The organism is Bifidobacterium sp. UTCIF-39 (assembly GCF_006408715.1).
Classification (GTDB): Bacteria; Actinomycetota; Actinomycetes; order Actinomycetales; family Bifidobacteriaceae; genus Galliscardovia; species Galliscardovia tissieri.
In genome coordinates this window covers 1-18,554 of record NZ_JEOG01000035.1, presented here as the reverse complement: position 1 = coordinate 18,554, position 18,554 = coordinate 1, and the positions used below count along the sequence as shown (strand labels likewise).

Below are 18,554 nucleotides of genomic sequence, written 5' to 3'. Positions count from 1 at the left end.
TCATTGTGTGGCAGGAAATCGTGGCAGGGAGCGTCGATTTGGGCGATCTTGTCATTCTTTGCCATGACCCGTGGCAGGGAATGACCCGTGTGGAGGTTTCGCCATTCCGTGCCACGGCTCGTGGCAGAGAATGCGCCGATCTACTATTTGTCCGTTCCGTGCCACTTGGTTGTCTGCCACTTGGTTGTCTGCCACTTGGTTGTCTGCCATCTGGTCGTCCGCCGCCTGGCTGCCCGTTCCGCATTATTCGGCAAATCGGATGCTGTGAAGGGCTATGCTGTAGGAGATCATGAAATCTACTGCATGAGTTTGCATCGGGTGAGCGTTTTTCTCATGACGCTGTATGCCAAAACAGCTAAAGAACATGGCAGGTCTTTATTGCTTTCGACAAACGGGGTTCGTACTAAGAGACGCAACGAATCGTCGATGATCACATAATCTGCATACTAAATTCTGCATACTAAATACTGGTAAGCGCTCGTTGTGCGGTACAAGATGGAACATGGTCGAGGAAGAGATAGAGCTGTAAATTCGATAGTGAAAACGGTCCATCTCAGAGTAGCTTGCTGAGTGAAAAAGTATTGCTGAGAATCATTCTCAGTGCCATTTTCGTCTATGAATGAATAAAACGTAGCTTTACCAGACGATGTCGTGCGGGTCACATTTCCTGGATACGCGCGACATGCGTCCGCGTGGCGGTGTTATCATGTGACGTGGTAAGCATCGATCCGTCATCAGCGGGGAGCTTCCGGAAGAACGGTCGCACGTCGCCCAAGTCCAATGTGGATATGCGTGGCGCGGCTTATTAGAACCGGCGGGTGGGCCCGACACAGCCCTGGACAAGCGGTCGCATCACCGTTCCACGAGGTTTTGGAACACCGGTGCGGCAAGCGAGGTGGTACCGCGGTCGGTACGCGCCGCGACGAATGGCGGATGTGCCCGGGCATGTTCGTGATCATCGTGGAACGCCGGTCGTCCTCGTAGCAGTAGTAATGGTGACACTGTGAATGAGGAGACCAGCGGTGAGCAACAAGTTCCCGAAGGCCGCAGCCGACTCCAGTCTGGAGCATGTGGCCCCGAATCCCAGCTTCCCCGATCTCGAGGTGAAGACCCTCGACTATTGGGACAAGGACGATACTTTCCAGAAGTCCGTTGAACGCAATCCTTCCGGCGACCACAGCCAGAACGAGTTCGTGTTCTTCGACGGCCCGCCGTTCGCCAACGGCCTGCCGCACTACGGCCACCTGCTGACTGGCTACGCCAAGGACGTGATCCCGCGCTACCAGACCATGAAGGGTCGCAAGGTCAATCGTGTATTCGGATGGGACACCCACGGTCTGCCCGCCGAGCTTGAGGCGCAGAAGGAGCTCGGCATCGACTCGGTCGATCAGATCGAAAAGATGGGCATCGACAAGTTCAACGACGCCTGCCGTGCATCCGTGCTCAAGTACACGCGCGAATGGCAGGATTACGTGCACCGTCAGGCCCGTTGGGTGGACTTCGAGCACGGCTACAAGACCCTGAACATCCCGTACATGGAGTCGGTGATGTGGGCGTTCAAGCAGCTGTACGAGAAGGGCCTCGCCTACCAGGGCTACCGTGTGCTGCCGTACTGCCCCAAGGATCGCACGCCGCTGTCCGCGCACGAGCTGCGCATGGACGCCGACGTGTATCAGGACCGTCAGGACACCACCGTGTCCGTGGCCGTCAAGCTGCGCGATGAGGACGCCTACGCCGTCTTCTGGACCACCACGCCGTGGACCGTGCCCACCAACTTTGCCATCGTGGTCGGCGCCGACATCGACTACGTTGAGGTCAAGCCCACCGAAGGCAAGTTCGCCGGCAAGAAGTTCTACTTCGGCAAGGCCCTGCTGCCGCACTACGAGAAGGAGCTCGGCGAGAACTACGAGATCGTCCGCGAGCTCAAGGGCGCCGAGATGGAGGGCTGGCGCTACTGGCCGGTGTTCCCGTACTTCGCCGGTGACGAGGCCGAATCCGAAGGCCACGTGCCCGGTCCGCAGGGATACACGATCTTCACCGCCGACTACGTCGACACCGTCGAAGGTACCGGTCTGGTCCACCAGGCCCCCTACGGCGAGGACGATATGAACACGCTCAACGCCAAGGGCATCAAGAGCACCGACGTGCTCGACGCCGGCTGCCGCTTCACCTCGCAGTGCCCCGAATACGAGGGCATGTTCGTGTTCGACGCCAACCTGCCGATCCTGCGCAACCTGCGTGCCGGAGACGGCCCGCTCGCCCAGATCGACGAGGACAAGCGCGCCATCCTCTTCCAGGAGAAGAGCTACGTGCACTCCTACCCGCACTGCTGGCGTTGCGCCACGCCGCTGATCTACAAGCCGGTGAGCTCCTGGTTCGTGTCCGTGACCAAGATCAAGCCGCGCCTGCTCGAGCTCAACCAGGAGATCAACTGGATCCCGGAGAACGTGAAGGACGGCCAGTTCGGCAAGTGGCTCGCCAACGCGCGCGACTGGTCCATTTCCCGCAACCGCTTCTGGGGTTCCCCGATCCCGGTGTGGGTGAGCGACGATCCGAAGTACCCGCGTGTGGACGTGTACGGCTCCCTTGAGGAGCTCAAGGCCGACTTCGGCGACTACCCGCGCGACAAGGACGGCAACATCAACATGCACCGTCCGTGGATCGACAACCTGACCCGTGTGAACCCGGACGACCCGACCGGCAAGAGCCACATGCACCGCATCTCCGACGTGCTCGACTGCTGGTTCGAGTCCGGTTCCATGTCGTTTGCGCAGTTCCACTACCCGTTCGAGAACAAGGAGAAGTTCGAGCAGCACTTCCCGGCCGACTACATCGTCGAATACATCGGCCAGACGCGCGGCTGGTTCTACCTGCTGCACGTGATGGCCACGGCCCTGTTCGACCGCCCGGCGTTCAAGAACGTGATCTGCCACGGCATCGTGCTCGGCTCCGACGGCCAGAAGATGTCGAAGCATCTGCGCAACTACCCGGACGTCAACGGCGTGTTCGACAAGTACGGTTCCGACGCCATGCGCTGGTTCCTCATGTCGTCCCCGATTCTGCGTGGCGGCAACCTGATCGTCACGTCCGAGGGCATTCGCGACACCGTGCGTCAGATCATGCTGCCGCTGTGGAGCTCCTACTACTTCTTCACGCTGTACGCCAACGCGGCGAACAAGGGCGAGGGCTTCGACGCCCGTGCGATCACCGCCGACGAGGTGGCCGCACTGCCGGAGATGGACCGCTACCTGCTGGCCCGTCTGCGCAAGCTGGTCGCCAACGTGCAGAAGTCGCTTGACGAGTTCGCCATCTCCGACGCATGCGACGAGGTGGGCGATTTCATCGACGTGCTCACCAACTGGTACATCCGCAACACCCGTGACCGCTTCTGGCAGGAGGACGCCAACGCGTTCAACACCCTGTACACCGCGCTTGAGGTGCTGTGCCGTGTGATGGCCCCGCTCGCTCCGATGGAGACCGAGACGATCTGGCGCGGTCTGACCGGTGGCGAGTCCGTGCACCTGGCCGAATGGCCGTTCCTCGCCGACGAGAAGACCGGCGAGCCTACCGAGCTTGGCAACACCCTCAAGGCCGACGATGCGCTGGTCGACGCCATGGAGAAGGTGCGCGAGGTCGTCTCCGGCACGCTGTCGCTGCGCAAGGCCCAGCAGATCCGCGTGCGCCAGCCGCTCGCCAAGCTCACCGTCGTGGTGGAGGATGCCGACGCGGTCAAGGCGTACGCCGAGATCCTCAAGTCCGAGCTCAACGTCAAGGACATCGAGTTCTGCACCATGGAGGATGCCGCATCCCAGGGTCTCAAGATCGTCCACGAGCTCAAGGTGAACGCCCGCGTGGCCGGCAAGCGTCTGCGCAAGGACGTCCAGTTCGCCATCAAGGCATCCAAGACCGGTGCCTGGCATGTCGGCGAGGACGGCGCTCCCGTGGCCGAGACCCCGAACGGTGAGATCGCACTCGTGGAGGGCGAGTACGAGCTGATCAACCGTGTGGAGGAGGAGAACGCGCATGAGGCCGCCAACTCCGTGTCCGCCGCACTGCCGACCGGCGGCTTCGTGATCCTCGACACCGAGCTGAACGACGACCTGATCGCCGAAGGTTACGCCCGCGACGTGATCCGCGCCGTGCAGGACGCCCGTAAGGACGCCGGACTCGACATCGCCGATCGCATCGCGCTGAAGCTGGTCGTGCCCGCCGCCGACGCCCCCAAGGCCGAGCAGTTCCGCGACCTGATCGCCGCGGAGACTCTGGCTGAGGCCGGTGTGGAGATCACCGCCGACGCCGATGCCAAGGAGCTCGGCGTGACCGTCGCCAAGGCGTGACGACAACGCATGATATCGGGCGCATGACGTTCGTGATCGCATGACGTGACGCCCCTACACGGTGGCCCCACGGTTCGGATTCCCCCGAACCGCGGGGCCACCGTTCGTTATTGCGGTTATTGCGCGGTTGCGGTTATCGAGACGGTATTGTGCGTTGACGTCGAAGGCGCCTGCGAGTCGTGAATCGGCATTGAACGAGACATCACCATTGTCTATAACGCCGGTGTTCGGAATGTGAGGTTCCGCCCATTTGCAACACCCTGATTTGAATACCATTGCCTGCAATGCAACCGCAATGCAACCGCAATGCCGAATCCCAGACCATACGGACCACACAGTCCGCACAGGCCACACGGGATCGAAAACGAGATTGGGGGATCTCCATGACAAGCGCATCGTCGAACAACAAGACACAGTCCGCACATTCCGCGAAATCCGCCGCATCCGCGAACGGCAATTATGACAATGATGACTTCGGTCCCGTCATCGACTTCCGTCTACGCCCGTTCTCCGAACACTACGATGCCGGGTTCTCCGAGACGATGGTTCGCCGGTTCTTCTCCGGATTCGGATACGACATCACCGCGGCGGCGATCGACCGCGGTTACGAATCCCTGCGCACCGAGCTCGACGAAGCCCATGTGGTCAAGGCCGTGCTGCCCGGGCGCAAGGTGTACAACACCACGAACGCCGAACTGTTCGACTATGCGGCCCGCGATCCGCAGCTGTTTCTCGTGTTCCCGTTCCTCGACGTGGCGAATCCTCAGGAGGCGTTGGACGTGATCGAACGGGACGTTGTGGCGCGCGGTGCCAAGGGGGTGTCCATCGAGCCGCTTGGCGGCAATGACGTGCGGTTCGACGACGAACGCGTCTTCCCGATCTATGAGCGTCTGCAGGAACTCGGTCTTCCGGTCCTGGCGACGGTCAGTGCGTTCGCCAGCGATCTTATCGATCCCTCCATTCCGCGTCAGGTCCACCGCGTGGTCACCACGTTCCCGAAGCTTATCTTCGTCGCCGCGCATGCCGGATGGCCGTGGGTGGCGGAAATGGTGCCGATCGCGTTCATGAACACGAATCTGTATCTGCTGGCCGACTTCGAGGGCACTCGCGGCAATGCTTCTCCGGAGCTTCGCCAGGCGGCGGAGTGCATGGTTCCCGATCAGGTGCTGTTCGGCTCGTCGTTCCCGCTGGGCCCGATCGCCCAAGGGGTGCGGAACATTCGCGATTGGCATCTGCAGCCGGAGGAGGAGCGCAAGGTGCTGTACGGCACCGCTGCGAAGATCCTCGGTTTGTGACAGGAGCCGTCGGCGGTCGATACGGCGGCGGGCGTCGTCGATGTCTCAGCTCAATCCATACCGTCCCGTGCGCGCGCCGCGGTGCACGGGTGCCGGTACTGTCGAATGATGGCGATTTGCGGTGGCCCCCGTGTCATCCCGTGAAATCCGCCATCATGTGACATGAATCCGACCGAGTGCGCCGAGGTGATGATGAAACAGGTTGTGGTGGGCATCCTCGCCCATGTGGATGCAGGCAAGACCACGCTGTCCGAAGGACTGCTCTACCGGTCCGGTCAGATCCGCTCGTTCGGTCGCGTGGACCACGGCGACGCGTTCCTCGACACCGATGCCATGGAGAAGCAGCGCGGCATTACGATCTTCTCCAAGCAGGCGGTGATCGACCTCGACGATCTGCGTATCACCTTGCTCGACACCCCCGGCCACGTCGACTTCTCCGCCGAAATGGAACGCACCCTACGTGTACTCGACTATGCGATTCTGGTGATCGGCGCCTCCGATGGCGTGCGCGGCTACACGGAAACGCTGTGGCGTCTGCTGGCACGGTACGGTGTGCCCACATTCGTATTCGTCAACAAGATGGACGCCGTGGGCGCGGACGGCAAGGCCGTGCTGGAGCAGATGCGCGCCCGGTTCTCCGACGCCTGCGTGCCGTTCGACGGGTTGAGCGGCGTCGATGATGCCTCTGCCACCATTGCGACGTCCGAGTCATCGACCCTGTCCGATTCCCACGATCCGTCCGATCTTCCCAATCTGCCCGATGACGTTCTGGAGACCATGGCCACGCAGGACGAATCGGCCATGGACGAGTTCCTCGATCGGGGAAGGCTGACCGTCGAGACCGTTCGTCGACTGATCGCCGAACGCAAGGTGTTTCCCTGCTATTTCGGATCGGCGTTGAAACTGCAGGGCGTCGACGAATTCCTTCATGGATTGCGTGCGCTGGTCCGTCAACCCGATCATGGCGACGAGTTCGGTGCGCGTGTGTTCAAGATCTCGCACGACAAGCAGGGCGGACGGCTGACGTGGATGAAGGTGACCGGCGGCACGCTGCCGGTCAAAAGCGTGCTGACCAACGAGCGGAGTGCGTCGGCCGACGGTGGGGAAACGGCTCCGGGTGCGGCATCGGCTTCGGAGTCGTCCTCGGCGGTGCCCTCCGATTCGATCTGGCATGAGAAGGCCGATCAGGTGCGTGTGTACTCGGGTGCCCGATTCACGCTCGTCGACGAGGCCCGTGCCGGTGCCGTGGTGGCGGTGACCGGCCCGACGAGCACCTTCCCCGGCGAAGGATTGGGAGTGGAGCCGGATGCCGGCGAACCCGCGCTCGAACCGGTGCTGACCTACACCGTGCTGCCCGGCGACAACGACGTGCACAAGGTCCTCTCCGCATTGCGCGAACTCGACGACGAGGATCCGTTGCTGCACGTCACCTGGCAGGAACGGCTGCAGGAGATCCACGTGCAGCTCATGGGTGCCGTGCAGCTGGAGATCATCCGGCAGATCATGCACGACCGGTTCGCGCTCGACATCGATTTCGGTCCCGGCGGCATCCTCTACAAGGAGACGATCACCGAGCCCATCGAAGGCGTGGGCCACTTCGAACCGTTGCGTCACTATGCCGAAGTGCACCTGCTGCTCGAACCGGCCCCAGCCGGCAGCGGGCTTACGTTCGGCTCCGATTGTAGTCTGGACATCCTCGACCGCAACTGGCAGCGTCTGGTGCTTACCCATCTGGGGGAGAAGGAGCATCTCGGCGTGCTGGCCGGCTTCCCGATCACCGACATGCGCATCACGCTGATCAACGGGCGAGCGCATGAGAAGCATACCGAAGGCGGCGATTTCCGTCAGTCCACGTATCGGGCGGTCCGTCAGGGACTGATGAAGGCGAAGCGCGACGGACACTGCCGACTGCTGGAGCCGTGGTACGACTTCCGTCTCGAGGTGCCGCAGGACATGATCGGCCGTGCCATGGCCGACGTGCAGCGCATGAGCGGCGAATTCGACCCACCGTCGAACGACGGGGAGTATGCGGTGCTGTCCGGCACGGCACCGGTTTCCGAAATGCGCGACTATGCGATGGACGTCAACGCGTACACGCACGGTCAGGGGCAGATCAGCTGCACATTCGGCGGATACCGTCCCTGCCATAACGCCGACGAGGTGATCGAATCAGCCGACTATGATCCCGAATCCGATCTGGAGAACACGCCCGACTCGGTGTTCTGCGCGCACGGGGCCGGATATCCGATCAAGTGGAGTGATGTCGACGCGCACGCGCATCTCGAACTGTGTCCGATTCGATAGTCGACACAACGTCGGTGCAATGAGACACGCCGATGGTTGCATGAAGTACGGTATACGCGTATTATGTCTCGAGTCCGAACGAGACCAGTCAGATTGCCATCGCGGTGATGGTGATCAGCTGACGGGGCTATGGCGCAGCTGGTAGCGCATCTCCATGGCATGGAGGGGGTCGGGGGTTCGAATCCCCCTAGCTCCACGGATAAAGGTCCGGGATCCGAATGGGTCCCGGACCTTTTGCAATTTTCGGCGGCTCACCGATTGGCTCACTCGACGCGGCCGGCGTGCCGAATCAGCGTGTCACGAACGTCATCATGACGTATCACGCCACCGGCAGCGTGATTCGCATCGTGGTGCCTTGCGATGACGAGGACTCCACATCAATCCAGCCGTGATAGCGGGACACCACGTCACGTGCCAACGCAAGCCCAAGCCCATACCCCTGATGCGCAGTGCCGTCATCCGCCCGCGCGAACCGCTGAAACAGTCGTTCCGGATCGTCGCCGATGCCGTTGCCCTGATCGCTCACCAGAATCACCGCCTGACGCTTGCCCGCACGCAACGACTCGCCGGTCGTATACGCATTTACGCGAACGTGCGAGTCGGCGGGGGAGTGTGCGATCGCATTGTCGAGCACGGCCACCATGCATCGCACCAGGCCAAACCGTCCGCCCAGCACCGTGATCGCCGTGGCATCGTTGCAGTCGACCGTCACCTGCTTGCTGCGGGCCAGCAGATCCACCGTCGACATGGCCTCGTCGATCACCTCGCCCAATGCAACCGGTTCGGGTTTTTGCGCCCCCTGCGCCGCCAGCAGCAGGTCGTTGATGATGTCGTTCATCCGATCCACATCGTCACGCAACTGTTTCACGGCATCGTCGATCGGCATGCCGCGCGACTGGCGGTATTCGACCAGATCGGTCTGCAGACTGATCACCGTCAGCGGCGTCTTCAGTTCATGACTGGCGTCGGCGACGAAATTCTTCTGCAATCGCAGCGCCTCGTGCAACGGCGCCAACTCGCGCTGCGAAAAATACCAGCCGACCAACGCCGTGGCCATGATGATCCCCAGCGAAAACAGTACGATGAACGCCAACGCCTTCTTCTGATCGATCACCCACGTGCCAACCGATGACGCCGCCGCGTTCACGTCGTTCGGATCGATTCCGCGCTCGCTGAACTCGTGCCGGGAGCCGAGCAGCACGCCGGCGATCAGGCATCCGCTGCCGATCATCGTGATCACGGTCATGGCCAGCGTCATGCGCAGACTGATGCTGGCCGCCGCCCGATCGCCGAGCACACGTGCCACGATCGTTGCCGCGGCATGGGTGAGACGGTTCGGTTTGGAAGACGCCGGAGCGGTTGGTGATGTTGTGCCGTGATCCATGAATTTCCTCTATTCGCGCGGCTCTCCGATGATGTATCCGTGACCGCGTACGGTGTCGATGATATGTCGTGTGGTCTTCTGTCGGATGTATGACACATACGTGTCGATCGTGCCCTCCGTGTCGCTTTCGCTGAACACGAGTCGCAGCAGCTCCGCTCGGGAGAACACGTGCTGCGGCGAGGAGCAGAGCGTGGTCAGCAGCGTGCATTCGGCATGGGTGAGCGGAATGCGGGTCAGATCGGGGGATTCGATCATGTTTGACTTCGGCAACAGTCGCCAGTCGCCGATGTCGTAGGCGCGTTGTTCGGCGCGATATCCACGCAGCAACGCACGCAATCGCGCCTCCAGCTCCTCGAAATGGAACGGCTTGGTCAGGTAGTCGTTGGCGCCGAAGTCCAACCCCTCCACGATATTGTCCACACTGCCCAACGCGGTGAGCATGAGCACCGGTGTGGTGATGCCGCTGCCGCGGGCCTCCCGGACCAGCTCGAGTCCATCGGCGTCGGGCAGTCGGCGGTCCACGATCGCAGCATCGTAGGTCATGTCGAAGAGACGTTTACGGCCTTCCGCGCCGGTCGTCACCCAGTCCACGCGATAGTGGTCGCCGAGGATCTCCGCGGTGATCGACCCGATGCGTGGATCATCCTCGATGAACAGCACGGCCGGCTGCAGTAGTTTCCCCGGATCGGAAATCGCATACGACGTCTCGTCCGCCATGACCATCTCCTTCGTCGATCGTATGGTCACATTGTTTCACGTTTCACGACGGAATGTGCGACGGAATACGTCTTACGCGCGGGTGGCGCCACGCGAGGCGAGCGCGGAACGCACACCCTTGATGACCAGCGGCATGACGGAGATCAGCACGATGATGATGCATACGGCGTCGATGTTGTTGGCGATCAGGCTCACGCGGCCGAGCTGGTGGCCGAGCGTGGGCAGGGCAATGCCCCAGATCAGCGTGCCGATGAGGTTGGCGGAGATGAACTTCCTGTGGTCGTAGTGGGTCAGGCCGACGGCGAACGGGGTGAAGGTGCGCAGGATCGGTACGAAGCGGGCGAGGATGATGGCCTTGTAGCCGTACTTGACGAAGAACGAGTGTGCGCGTTCGAGTCGTTCGGCGTTCTTGCCCTGGGTCCACGACCGTAGCAGTCGGCTGTCGCGTCCCTTGCGGCCGAGTTCGTATCCGGTCTGATCTCCGATGAACGCGGCGATGCCGATCACAATGCAGATCAGTACGAGCGAGGTGTGGGCGAGCGGCGAGTCGGGCAGCGCGGTGGCCGCGGAGACCATGCCGAGCAGGAATACGAGCGAGTCGCCGGGCAGGAAGAATCCGACGAGCAGACCGGTTTCGGCGAACACGATGATTGCGGAAATGACCAGCGCCCACGGACCCGCCGCGGAGATGATGAATTCAGGACTGAGAAAACTTGGCATATCGGATCCTTGTGAAATTGATCGTGACAATGGCAATGAGTGCGGTCGATTCCGAGACAGTGTCCAGGGATCGTCCTGATTCCAAGACTGCGATACGTGTTCTCAGAAAGCGCTGAGAATCGCCGGAACCTATGGAAAGGAACGATTCTAGACTGAAGTCATGGCTGCAATTGAAAGAGACCAACAGTCGGCGAATGGGCTCACGTCCGTACTTCAGGTGGACGACGCCATGTGCCGCGTACGGCATGGGGACGAGTGGAAGACCCTTTTCCAAGGGTTGTCGTTGACGTTGTATGCCGGGCAGATCGTCGATCTGGTGGGACCGTCCGGCTCCGGCAAATCCACACTACTGGAGTGCATGGCGCAGCTCAATGCCGACTCCGACGCCCGCATGGCGCTCGACGGGCGTTCCGCCGACGGGTTCACTCCCGAACAATGGCGTACACAGGTGGCGTACGTGCCACAGCGTCCGGTGCTGATGGGCGCGACTGTGGCGGAGGCGATCCGATACCCGTTTACGTTGAAGGTCCGTCGTGATTCCGCGGCCGTCATTCCCGACGACGATACGTTGCGTCGGGCGCTGGATGAGATCGGACTGCGTGACGTGGAGCTTGACCGATCTCCGCAGGACCTGTCCGTGGGGCAGCAGGCGCGCGTATGCCTGCTGCGCACTCTGCTGACTGGACCGAAGGTGCTGCTGGCCGATGAGGTGGACGCCGGACTCGATCCGGACAATGCCATACGCGCCGCGCATCTGCTTGCCAAGGCCTCGGAGCGGGGCATGGCCGTCTGCCGTGTACGCCATCGCGACCCCGACGGCATGGCCGCACGCATTCTCGAACTTGCGGATGGAGTTCTGACGGAAGTGTCCCCGAAGGAGGTGCAGGCATGAACGATATCAACGGTATTCTCGTCACCAGCACGGAAGGCGCCGCGTCCGACTATCCGATCGACAACTGGGGTCTGCTGGTCGCCCTGCTGCTGGTCGCTCTGGCGTCCGTGATCTCCGCGGTGCTCAAACTCGGCGTGGAACGCCGACTGCTGTGGGCCACCGTACGGTCACTCGTGCAATTGCTGGCCATGGGCCTGATCATCGGCTATGTGATCCGGGTGAACCAGTGGTGGCTCGTATTCGCCCTGCTTGGCGTCATGATCATCGCCGCCGTGCAGATCACGCTCACCCGTGGCAGCGGCCTGCCGAAGGGGCTGGCGCTGCCGGTGTTCCTCACCCTGCTCGCCAGTGCCGTGCTCATGTTCTCCGTGGTCGTGGAACTCATCATCCGACCCAAGCCGTGGTACGCGCCGCAGGTCGTGGTCACGATGGTCGGCATGCTGCTTGGCAACGTGGTATCCGCCATCGCCGTGGCCATCACACGACTGTTCGACGACATCCGCACCCGCCGATACGAGATCGAGACGATGCTCGCCTGGGGCGCCACGCCATTGGAGGCCGCCATGCCATCCATCACCTCGGCGGTACGACTCGGACTGATCCCCACCATCGCCCAGCTCGCATCCAGTGGCATTGTGCTCATCCCCGGCATGATGGCCGGTCAGATCATCGCCGGTGGCGATCCGGTGCAGGCCGCACGATACCAGTTCGTCGTACTCGCCGTGATCTCGTCGCTCACCGCGCTCGCCGATACGCTTATCGTCATGCTCGTCTATCGCATGGCGTTCACCGAGAACCATCGTCTGCGCACCGACCTATAGCGGTCGTTCCGTACCCTTCATGACTATGGCCGTCGAATACCGCGAATATCCGACTGATCGTGTACACATGTACAGGAGAATGATCAGACGGTGATCATACGGCGCGGAATGGATGGACACTATGGCGGAATCTGAACGCGACAATCATGCGCGACGCGGGGAACGACGCGGTGACCCCGAACGTCGGAACCGCATCATCGAGGCGTGTCTGGACGTGATCGCGGAAAAGGGTGTGGCCGGCACCTCGCATCGCGTGGTGGCCACTGCCGCCGGCGTGCCACTCGGGTCCATGACCTACTACTTCGACGGCATGGACGACCTGCTGCATCAGGCGTTCGAACGGTTCGCCGACGAAAGCGTACGACGCATGCGGGAACGGTTCGCCGCAGTCACCACCCGCGATCAGGCCTGCGACGCCGTGGTCCGGACGATCACCGAGGACGTGTTCCGCAGCCAGCATGATCTCAACCTCAACCTCGAGTTCTACACGCTGGCCGCACGCGACCCCTCCTACCGTGACATCACCACACGATGGATGGGCCGCAGTCGCGAACAATTGCGACGGTTCTTCGACCCGCGCACGGCACAGCTGCTCGACGCGATGATCGAGGGCCTCTCCATTCATTGCGCGCTCTCGACCGTTCCCCCAAGCGAGGACGACATTCGCGAAGGCGTTCGTCGCATCGCGTCCGCGGCATGAGGCGGCATAGGCATAATCGTTCACAAACGAAAACTAGACTTCGTTCTAGTCGTGGCGCATGGGATGGATACCACGGCAGGCTCGGACACGACGACGAACGTCACGCCGTTCCGGGTGGGCACCTCCAAGGAAAGGATCTGACATGGCAGACAACACAACGTCTACGGCGACTCCGCGCATCGGCGTGATCGGCTTCGGCAACATGGGCGGCGCAATCATCGGAGGCGCGGTGGCGCACCACGTGGTCGACCCCGCATCCGTGACCATCTACGATCCGAACGCCAGCTCCATCGAACGAGCGAAGAATCTTGGACTGGGAACCGCCTCCAACGAACGCGAGGTCGTCGAATCATCCGACATGATCCTGCTGGCCGTCAAGCCGCAGTCGTTCGCCGCCACCGCCGCCAACTGCGGATCGTTCGACGGCAAGGCCGTGCTGTCGATCATGGCCGGAGTCACCGCCGATCGCATCCGCAGCACCGTCGACGGCACCCCGCGCGTACTGCGACTCATGCCGAACACGCCCGCCCTCGTGGGTGCCGGAGCCTTCGCGCTCAGCTCCGACAGCGACTTCAGCGACGCGGAGAAGGCATTCGCCAAGGAACTGTTCGCATCCATCGGCATTGTGGAATTCGTGCCCGAGCATCTGATCGACGCGGTGACCGGACTCTCCGGCAGCGCGCCCGCCTTCGTCGCCATGTTCATCGAGGCGCTTGCGGACGGCGGACTCAAGGAGGGGCTGCCCCGCGACACCGCATACCGTCTGGCCGCCCAGACCTGCCTCGGCGAGGCCAAGCTGATCCTGGACCGGAACATGACCCCGGCGCAGGCCAAGGACATGGTCACCTCGCCCGCCGGCACCACGATCGCCGGATACGCGGTGCTCGAGGAGGCCGGATTCCGCGGCACGGTGATGAAGGCCGTATCCGCCGCCGCCCAGCGTTCGCGCGAACTCTGAGATTGTGTGGTTCCGCGGTCTGCAAGTCGGTATGATTCATCGGCTGCAGACCACGGACGGTTCGACGGAACGAACGATACGGTCCGTCGAACCGTCGAAATATCGAAACGCCGAACCGATGATCGTCAGAACGTGGGGCGCGCCGCGCCGATGGACTGCAGGAACGTGGACACGTCACGCAGTTCCGGCATGTTGATGCTGTGCTCCATGCCGGGATAGATCTTTTCGGTAAGCGTGCTGTGCGACTGCCAGAACCCGCTCATGGCGGCCAGCTCATCGGGGGAGAAGATCGTATCGGCGCCGCCATGGCCGTAGAACACCGGGGGAGTGGTCTCGCCGAGCTTCGCGTCGCCCGGCAGCTCACCCGGAGCCAGCCAGCCGGAGAAGCTGACGGCTGCCATATACCGATCCGGGTTCACCCGCAGCATATGCCCGGCCAGCAGTCCTCCCTGCGAGAATCCCATCGTCACCACGCGACGCGACTCGTCGATGTTGTCCGTCACCCAACGGTCGATCGCCTCGGCGGCGTCCAGCGCCTGCTTGTCCAACGACTCGCCCGACGGCACACCTTCGTGATCCCATGTACCAAACCACGTGTAGCCCATGCCGTATTCGATGGGCGCGCGCAGCGAGGCGTAATCCGCGTCCGGAGCGCAGAAACGCAGCAGATCCGGCAGATCATATTCATTCGATCCCCAGCCGTGCAGCAGCACGAACACGGGAGTGCTGACGTTGCTGCGGATTCTGGTCAATGCCTTGGTGATGTCCATCGGTCGTCCTTCGTTGGTTATGGTGTTGGTTATGGTCGGGTCCTGTTCGGATGACGGGCGATGATCATCGCGATCATGCCCGGTCCGGGCGTCGGCGGCGGTGATGTCGGAATACTGATCATTCATTCCGATATGTGATATATCCGTCGGGCCTGACTTCAGGGTATGGCCGTGAGCAGACGAATGCATGCGAACGGTTTCGAACAGACCATAAGTTCTTCGTATACTCGGCGCGTTGTCAAGCGCCAGAAAACCGGCTTACATGGAAACATTGCATGTTTCACGGGACGCGTATGCCCGGCCCGTGCCGCCCGATCAAGAGGAAAAAGGACGATCCCATGAGCGAATCGGCTTTTGAGCAGAGTCTGCTGGAACACTACCGATGGTTCCACCGGCATCCGGAACCGTCATACGAGGAGCACACCACCACCGCACGCATCAGACGGATCCTTGAGAGCCACGGCGTCGAAATCCTTAACACGGGACTCAAGACCGGACTGGTCGCCGTCATCCGCGGTGCGCAACCCGGTCCGGTGATCGCGTTGCGTGGCGACATCGACGGCCTGCCGATCACCGAAAACACCGGCCTGCCGTACGCGTCCGAACACGCGGGATACATGCACGGCTGCGGGCACGACTTCAACCTCACCGTCGCACTCGGCGCGGCCATCGAACTGCAGAACGCGCGCAACACCCTCGCCGGCACGATCAAGGTGATCTTCCAACCCGCCGAGGAAGGCCGCGCCACCAAGGAACACCCCACCGGAGCCGTACAGGTGCTCAACACCGGCGCACTCGACGACGTACAGGCGTTCTTCGGCACGCACGACGCCCCCGGCGAGGTCGGAGCCATCTACATCAAGGAAGGCGGCACATCCGGAGCCGTCGACAAATTCGCCATCACCGTGACCGGGCACGGCACCCACGCCGCCGAACCCACCAAAGGCGACGACGTGATCGTGGCCGCGGCCGCCATCGTGCAGTCGCTGCAAACCGTCGTCAGCCGCAGCCTCGACCCCGTGCACCCCGCCGTACTGTCCGTCACGCACATCGAGGCCGGCAACACCTGGAACGTGCTGCCATCCACCGCATTCCTCGAAGGCACCGTACGCACCACCGAACGCGCCGACCGGCAGATCGCCAAGGACCGGGCCGTACGCATCGTCGAGAACACAGCCGCCGCCTACGGGGTGAACGCGGACGTCCAATGGTTCTTCGGCTCGCCATCCGTCGACAACGACCCGCACTGGGCCGCAGTCGGCCGCGAGATCGCCGCCGAAACCGGACTCGAAACCCGCCCCGGATGGGCCGACCTCGGCGGCGAGGACTTCTCGTACTACCTCGACCGCGCACCCGGACTGTTCGTCCGCATCGGCGCCGGCGACACGAACGCGCCGCACGGTCCCACCTTCGCACCCGACCCGCACGGCATCATCTCCGGAGTACGATTCCTGACCGCCATCGCCCAGCATGCGCTCGCGGAACTCAACGAGACCACGCCGACAGACAGTCGTCCGATCTGTCGTACGATCTGTACCAGCAACTGAACGCGCGGCCGAACACGCGCAACTGAACACACGAGAAAAGAGAACATCCCATGACCAACGGATTCCACACCATCGCCATCCACGGCGGCTACGACAACCGCGCCAACCACGACGCAGCCACGCCGCCGATCTACCAGAGCGCCGCATTCGACATGGAATCCGCGGTCCGTGGCGACAGGCTCGCCGCCGGCGAGGAGCAGGGATTCTCCTACTCGCGTGTGGCCAATCCCACCATCGACGTGCTCGAACAGCGCCTCGCCCAGCTTGAAGGAGGCGACGACGCCGTAGCCGTCGCCAGCGGCATGGCAGCAGTGTCATTCGCCCTGCTGTGCGCAGCCGAAGGCGGCGGACGCATCATCTCGCCCACCAACCTGTACGGCGCATCCGTGGACGCCATGGAAACCTTCTTCCCCCAGTTCGGCGTCCACACCGACTTCGTGAAGGACATCAACGACCTCACGGAAGTCGAATCCAAGATCGGGCCCGATACCCGCGCCATCTTCGCCGAATCCGTCGCCAACCCGTCCACCGAAATCACCGACGTGGAAGCGCTTGCCAACCTCGCCCACAAGCACGGCATCCCGCTGATCATCGACAACACCGTACCCACCCCCTACCTGTTCCGCCCGATCGAATTCGGCGCCGACGTGGTCGTGCACTCCACCACTAAAGGCATCACCGGACACGGCAACGCACTCGGCGGCGTGGTCGTCGACGCCGGCCGATTCGACTGGGCCGCCGGCCGCCACCCGCAGTTCACCCGCAAGGAACTCGTCGTCAGCGACGAGCGCAACGGCATCTGGCGCAGCTTCGCCGACGCCTTCGGCCCCAAGGCATACATCCGCCGAGTGCGCATCAAATACGTGCGCACATTCGGTGCCGTGCAGGCCCCGTTCAACGCCTACCTGCAGCTCATGGGACTCGAAACCCTGCCCGAACGCGAACAGCGCGAAGTCGCCACGGCCACCGCCATCGCCAAGCACCTGCAGACCAATCCACACGTGCTCAAGGTCAACTATTCCGGACTTGGCGACACCGACCAGCGTGATCTGGTGGCCAAATACTATCCGAACGGCGTGGGCACGATCCTCTCGTTCCTCATCGACGGCGACGAGGAACATGTACGCCGACTGCTCGACGCCACGCGCGTATTCACCTACATCCCCAACATCGGCGACGCGCGCTCGCTGATCGTGGACCCGGCCCGCATCACGCATCGCGAAGTGCCCGAGGAGTACCGTCTGCGTGCCGGCGTGACCGACAATCTGATCCGTCTGTCCATCGGTCTGGAGGATCCCGAGGATCTGATCGCTGATCTTGACCAGGCGTTGGACGCCGCGTTCGCGGAGTAGGCGGCGGGCTGGCGTGGCGGCGGGCTGGCTGGCTGATTGATGAGTTTGCTGACTGATGAGTCAGCTCGCGCCGACATGTCGTGGCACGTCTCCAGACGGTGACGGAACGACGACGGAACGGCGTGCGGTCGGTGAGTACGCCGTTTGGGTGAATGCGATGATGGCAGTGTGCTGTCTATGATGCGGCCTCGTTGCGTCTCGTTGCATCCGTATGCCGCATCGCATCCGTATGACAAAAGAATGGCAGGAATCCGCTATGCGGCCACTCAATGAATTCGGGAAATTCGGTGAACTCGAAAAAATCGGTGAACTCGGCACCGAAGTCGTCGGATACATTATCGCCTACTGGGAGTGCTGCTCCGACGGTCACAACTATCTCGCCGTCAACCATGCCGGACAGACCACGCGGGACATGGCCTACCAGTACATGACCGAACGGTACGAGGACTATCTCGCCGACATCGATTCCGAGTATTACGACGGCTACCGTGCCCTGCTCATCAGCCAATCACCTACGCCCGTCCCCGCCGACGCCACGCCCATCGAACAGGCCATGGCGGCATTCGATGCCATGTTTGCCTATCTTTGGCCGGAGGGATAGCGAGGAGGGATAGCGGGAATAGGTGCATGCGGGATCGTACTTGGTCAGGTATTGAGGATCTTGGCGAATATTGGGTCGAACCGGACATTGGTTTGGGTATTTCCGAACACGGTTGACTCTGATCTGGGTATTCCCGGACATTGGTTTGGGTATTTC

14 protein-coding genes and 1 tRNA gene are annotated in these 18,554 nt (G+C 62.2%); 11 read left to right on the top strand and 4 right to left on the bottom strand.

The annotated features are described in order from the left end of the window. Positions 1–1,022 precede the first annotated feature (1,022 nt). From ileS to EP30_RS10565, 4 genes are all read left to right on the top strand, one after another. A complete protein-coding gene (gene ileS, locus EP30_RS10580; protein ID WP_375137762.1) occupies positions 1,023–4,337 on the top strand; it encodes a mupirocin-resistant isoleucine--tRNA ligase in 3,315 nt (1,104 codons plus the stop codon). Between the two features lie 383 nt (positions 4,338–4,720). After that, positions 4,721–5,632 carry an amidohydrolase family protein gene (locus EP30_RS10575; RefSeq protein WP_181160884.1) on the top strand — a complete coding sequence of 304 codons (912 nt, stop codon included), beginning with the start codon at positions 4,721–4,723 and terminating at the stop codon, positions 5,630–5,632. A 192-nt stretch (positions 5,633–5,824) separates the two neighbouring features. Continuing rightward, positions 5,825–7,936 carry a translation factor GTPase family protein gene (locus EP30_RS10570; protein WP_140558594.1) on the top strand — a complete coding sequence of 704 codons (2,112 nt, stop codon included), beginning with the start codon at positions 5,825–5,827 and terminating at the stop codon, positions 7,934–7,936. 123 nt (positions 7,937–8,059) lie between these two features. Continuing rightward, positions 8,060–8,132: transfer RNA gene (locus EP30_RS10565), tRNA-Ala, on the top strand. Between the two features lie 123 nt (positions 8,133–8,255). On the opposite strand, the gene EP30_RS10560 is transcribed toward EP30_RS10565, so the two are convergent. From EP30_RS10560 to EP30_RS10550, 3 genes are all read right to left on the bottom strand, one after another. Continuing rightward, on the bottom strand, positions 8,256–9,320 hold the full coding sequence (locus EP30_RS10560) for a sensor histidine kinase KdpD (protein ID WP_140558578.1): 1,065 nt from the start codon (positions 9,318–9,320) through the stop codon (positions 8,256–8,258). A gap of 9 nt (positions 9,321–9,329) precedes the next feature. Beyond that, positions 9,330–10,037, bottom strand: coding sequence for a response regulator transcription factor (locus tag EP30_RS10555; protein WP_140558575.1), 708 nt, complete (start codon positions 10,035–10,037; stop codon positions 9,330–9,332). Positions 10,038–10,109: 72 nt separating this feature from the next. Then, positions 10,110–10,757: a DedA family protein gene (locus EP30_RS10550; protein WP_140558573.1), complete on the bottom strand. Its 648-nt coding sequence runs from the start codon at positions 10,755–10,757 to the stop codon at positions 10,110–10,112. A gap of 160 nt (positions 10,758–10,917) precedes the next feature. Between EP30_RS10550 and EP30_RS10545 the strand changes: the two genes are divergently transcribed. From EP30_RS10545 to proC, 4 genes are all read left to right on the top strand, one after another. Continuing rightward, entirely contained in the window at positions 10,918–11,649 is a 732-nt protein-coding gene (locus EP30_RS10545) for an ATP-binding cassette domain-containing protein (RefSeq protein ID WP_258185487.1), read from the top strand. Then, positions 11,646–12,470 (top strand): ABC transporter permease, encoded by an 825-nt coding sequence (fetB, locus tag EP30_RS10540; RefSeq protein ID WP_094661792.1) that lies wholly within the window; start codon positions 11,646–11,648, stop codon positions 12,468–12,470. The genes EP30_RS10545 and fetB overlap by 4 nt, the downstream gene beginning before the upstream one ends. 121 nt (positions 12,471–12,591) lie before the next feature. Continuing rightward, positions 12,592–13,170, top strand: a complete 579-nt coding sequence (locus EP30_RS10535) for a TetR/AcrR family transcriptional regulator (RefSeq protein WP_094661791.1) — start codon at positions 12,592–12,594, stop codon at positions 13,168–13,170. Positions 13,171–13,312: 142 nt separating this feature from the next. Next, a complete protein-coding gene (gene proC, locus EP30_RS10530) occupies positions 13,313–14,128 on the top strand; it encodes a pyrroline-5-carboxylate reductase (RefSeq protein ID WP_094661790.1) in 816 nt (271 codons plus the stop codon). A gap of 125 nt (positions 14,129–14,253) precedes the next feature. On the opposite strand, the gene EP30_RS10525 is transcribed toward proC, so the two are convergent. Continuing rightward, the gene (locus EP30_RS10525) at positions 14,254–14,898 is read right to left on the bottom strand and encodes an alpha/beta hydrolase (protein WP_140558589.1); all 645 of its coding nucleotides are present in this window, start codon (positions 14,896–14,898) and stop codon (positions 14,254–14,256) included. 338 nt (positions 14,899–15,236) lie between these two features. Between EP30_RS10525 and EP30_RS10520 the strand changes: the two genes are divergently transcribed. The 3 genes from EP30_RS10520 to EP30_RS10510 all read left to right on the top strand — a co-directional run bounded on the left by EP30_RS10520 (position 15,237) and on the right by EP30_RS10510 (position 18,398). Continuing rightward, positions 15,237–16,445, top strand: a complete 1,209-nt coding sequence (locus EP30_RS10520) for an amidohydrolase (RefSeq protein WP_258185486.1) — start codon at positions 15,237–15,239, stop codon at positions 16,443–16,445. A 50-nt stretch (positions 16,446–16,495) separates the two neighbouring features. Then, positions 16,496–17,797 carry an O-acetylhomoserine aminocarboxypropyltransferase/cysteine synthase family protein gene (locus tag EP30_RS10515; protein WP_140558571.1) on the top strand — a complete coding sequence of 434 codons (1,302 nt, stop codon included), beginning with the start codon at positions 16,496–16,498 and terminating at the stop codon, positions 17,795–17,797. Between the two features lie 256 nt (positions 17,798–18,053). After that, the gene (locus EP30_RS10510; protein WP_140558569.1) at positions 18,054–18,398 is read left to right on the top strand and encodes a hypothetical protein; all 345 of its coding nucleotides are present in this window, start codon (positions 18,054–18,056) and stop codon (positions 18,396–18,398) included. Positions 18,399–18,554: the final 156 nt, after the last annotated feature.

Coding starts and splice junctions, on each gene's coding strand:
- EP30_RS10575 (WP_181160884.1), top strand. CDS start 4,721: ATGACAAGCGCATCGTCGAACAACAAGACACAGTCCGCACATTCCGCG.
- EP30_RS10570 (WP_140558594.1), top strand. CDS start 5,825: ATGAAACAGGTTGTGGTGGGCATCCTCGCCCATGTGGATGCAGGCAAG.
- EP30_RS10560 (WP_140558578.1), bottom strand. CDS start 9,320: ATGGATCACGGCACAACATCACCAACCGCTCCGGCGTCTTCCAAACCG.
- EP30_RS10555 (WP_140558575.1), bottom strand. CDS start 10,037: ATGGCGGACGAGACGTCGTATGCGATTTCCGATCCGGGGAAACTACTG.
- EP30_RS10550 (WP_140558573.1), bottom strand. CDS start 10,757: ATGCCAAGTTTTCTCAGTCCTGAATTCATCATCTCCGCGGCGGGTCCG.
- EP30_RS10545 (WP_258185487.1), top strand. CDS start 10,918: ATGGCTGCAATTGAAAGAGACCAACAGTCGGCGAATGGGCTCACGTCC.
- fetB (WP_094661792.1), top strand. CDS start 11,646: ATGAACGATATCAACGGTATTCTCGTCACCAGCACGGAAGGCGCCGCG.
- EP30_RS10535 (WP_094661791.1), top strand. CDS start 12,592: ATGGCGGAATCTGAACGCGACAATCATGCGCGACGCGGGGAACGACGC.
- proC (WP_094661790.1), top strand. CDS start 13,313: ATGGCAGACAACACAACGTCTACGGCGACTCCGCGCATCGGCGTGATC.
- EP30_RS10525 (WP_140558589.1), bottom strand. CDS start 14,898: ATGGACATCACCAAGGCATTGACCAGAATCCGCAGCAACGTCAGCACT.
- EP30_RS10520 (WP_258185486.1), top strand. CDS start 15,237: ATGAGCGAATCGGCTTTTGAGCAGAGTCTGCTGGAACACTACCGATGG.
- EP30_RS10515 (WP_140558571.1), top strand. CDS start 16,496: ATGACCAACGGATTCCACACCATCGCCATCCACGGCGGCTACGACAAC.
- EP30_RS10510 (WP_140558569.1), top strand. CDS start 18,054: ATGCGGCCACTCAATGAATTCGGGAAATTCGGTGAACTCGAAAAAATC.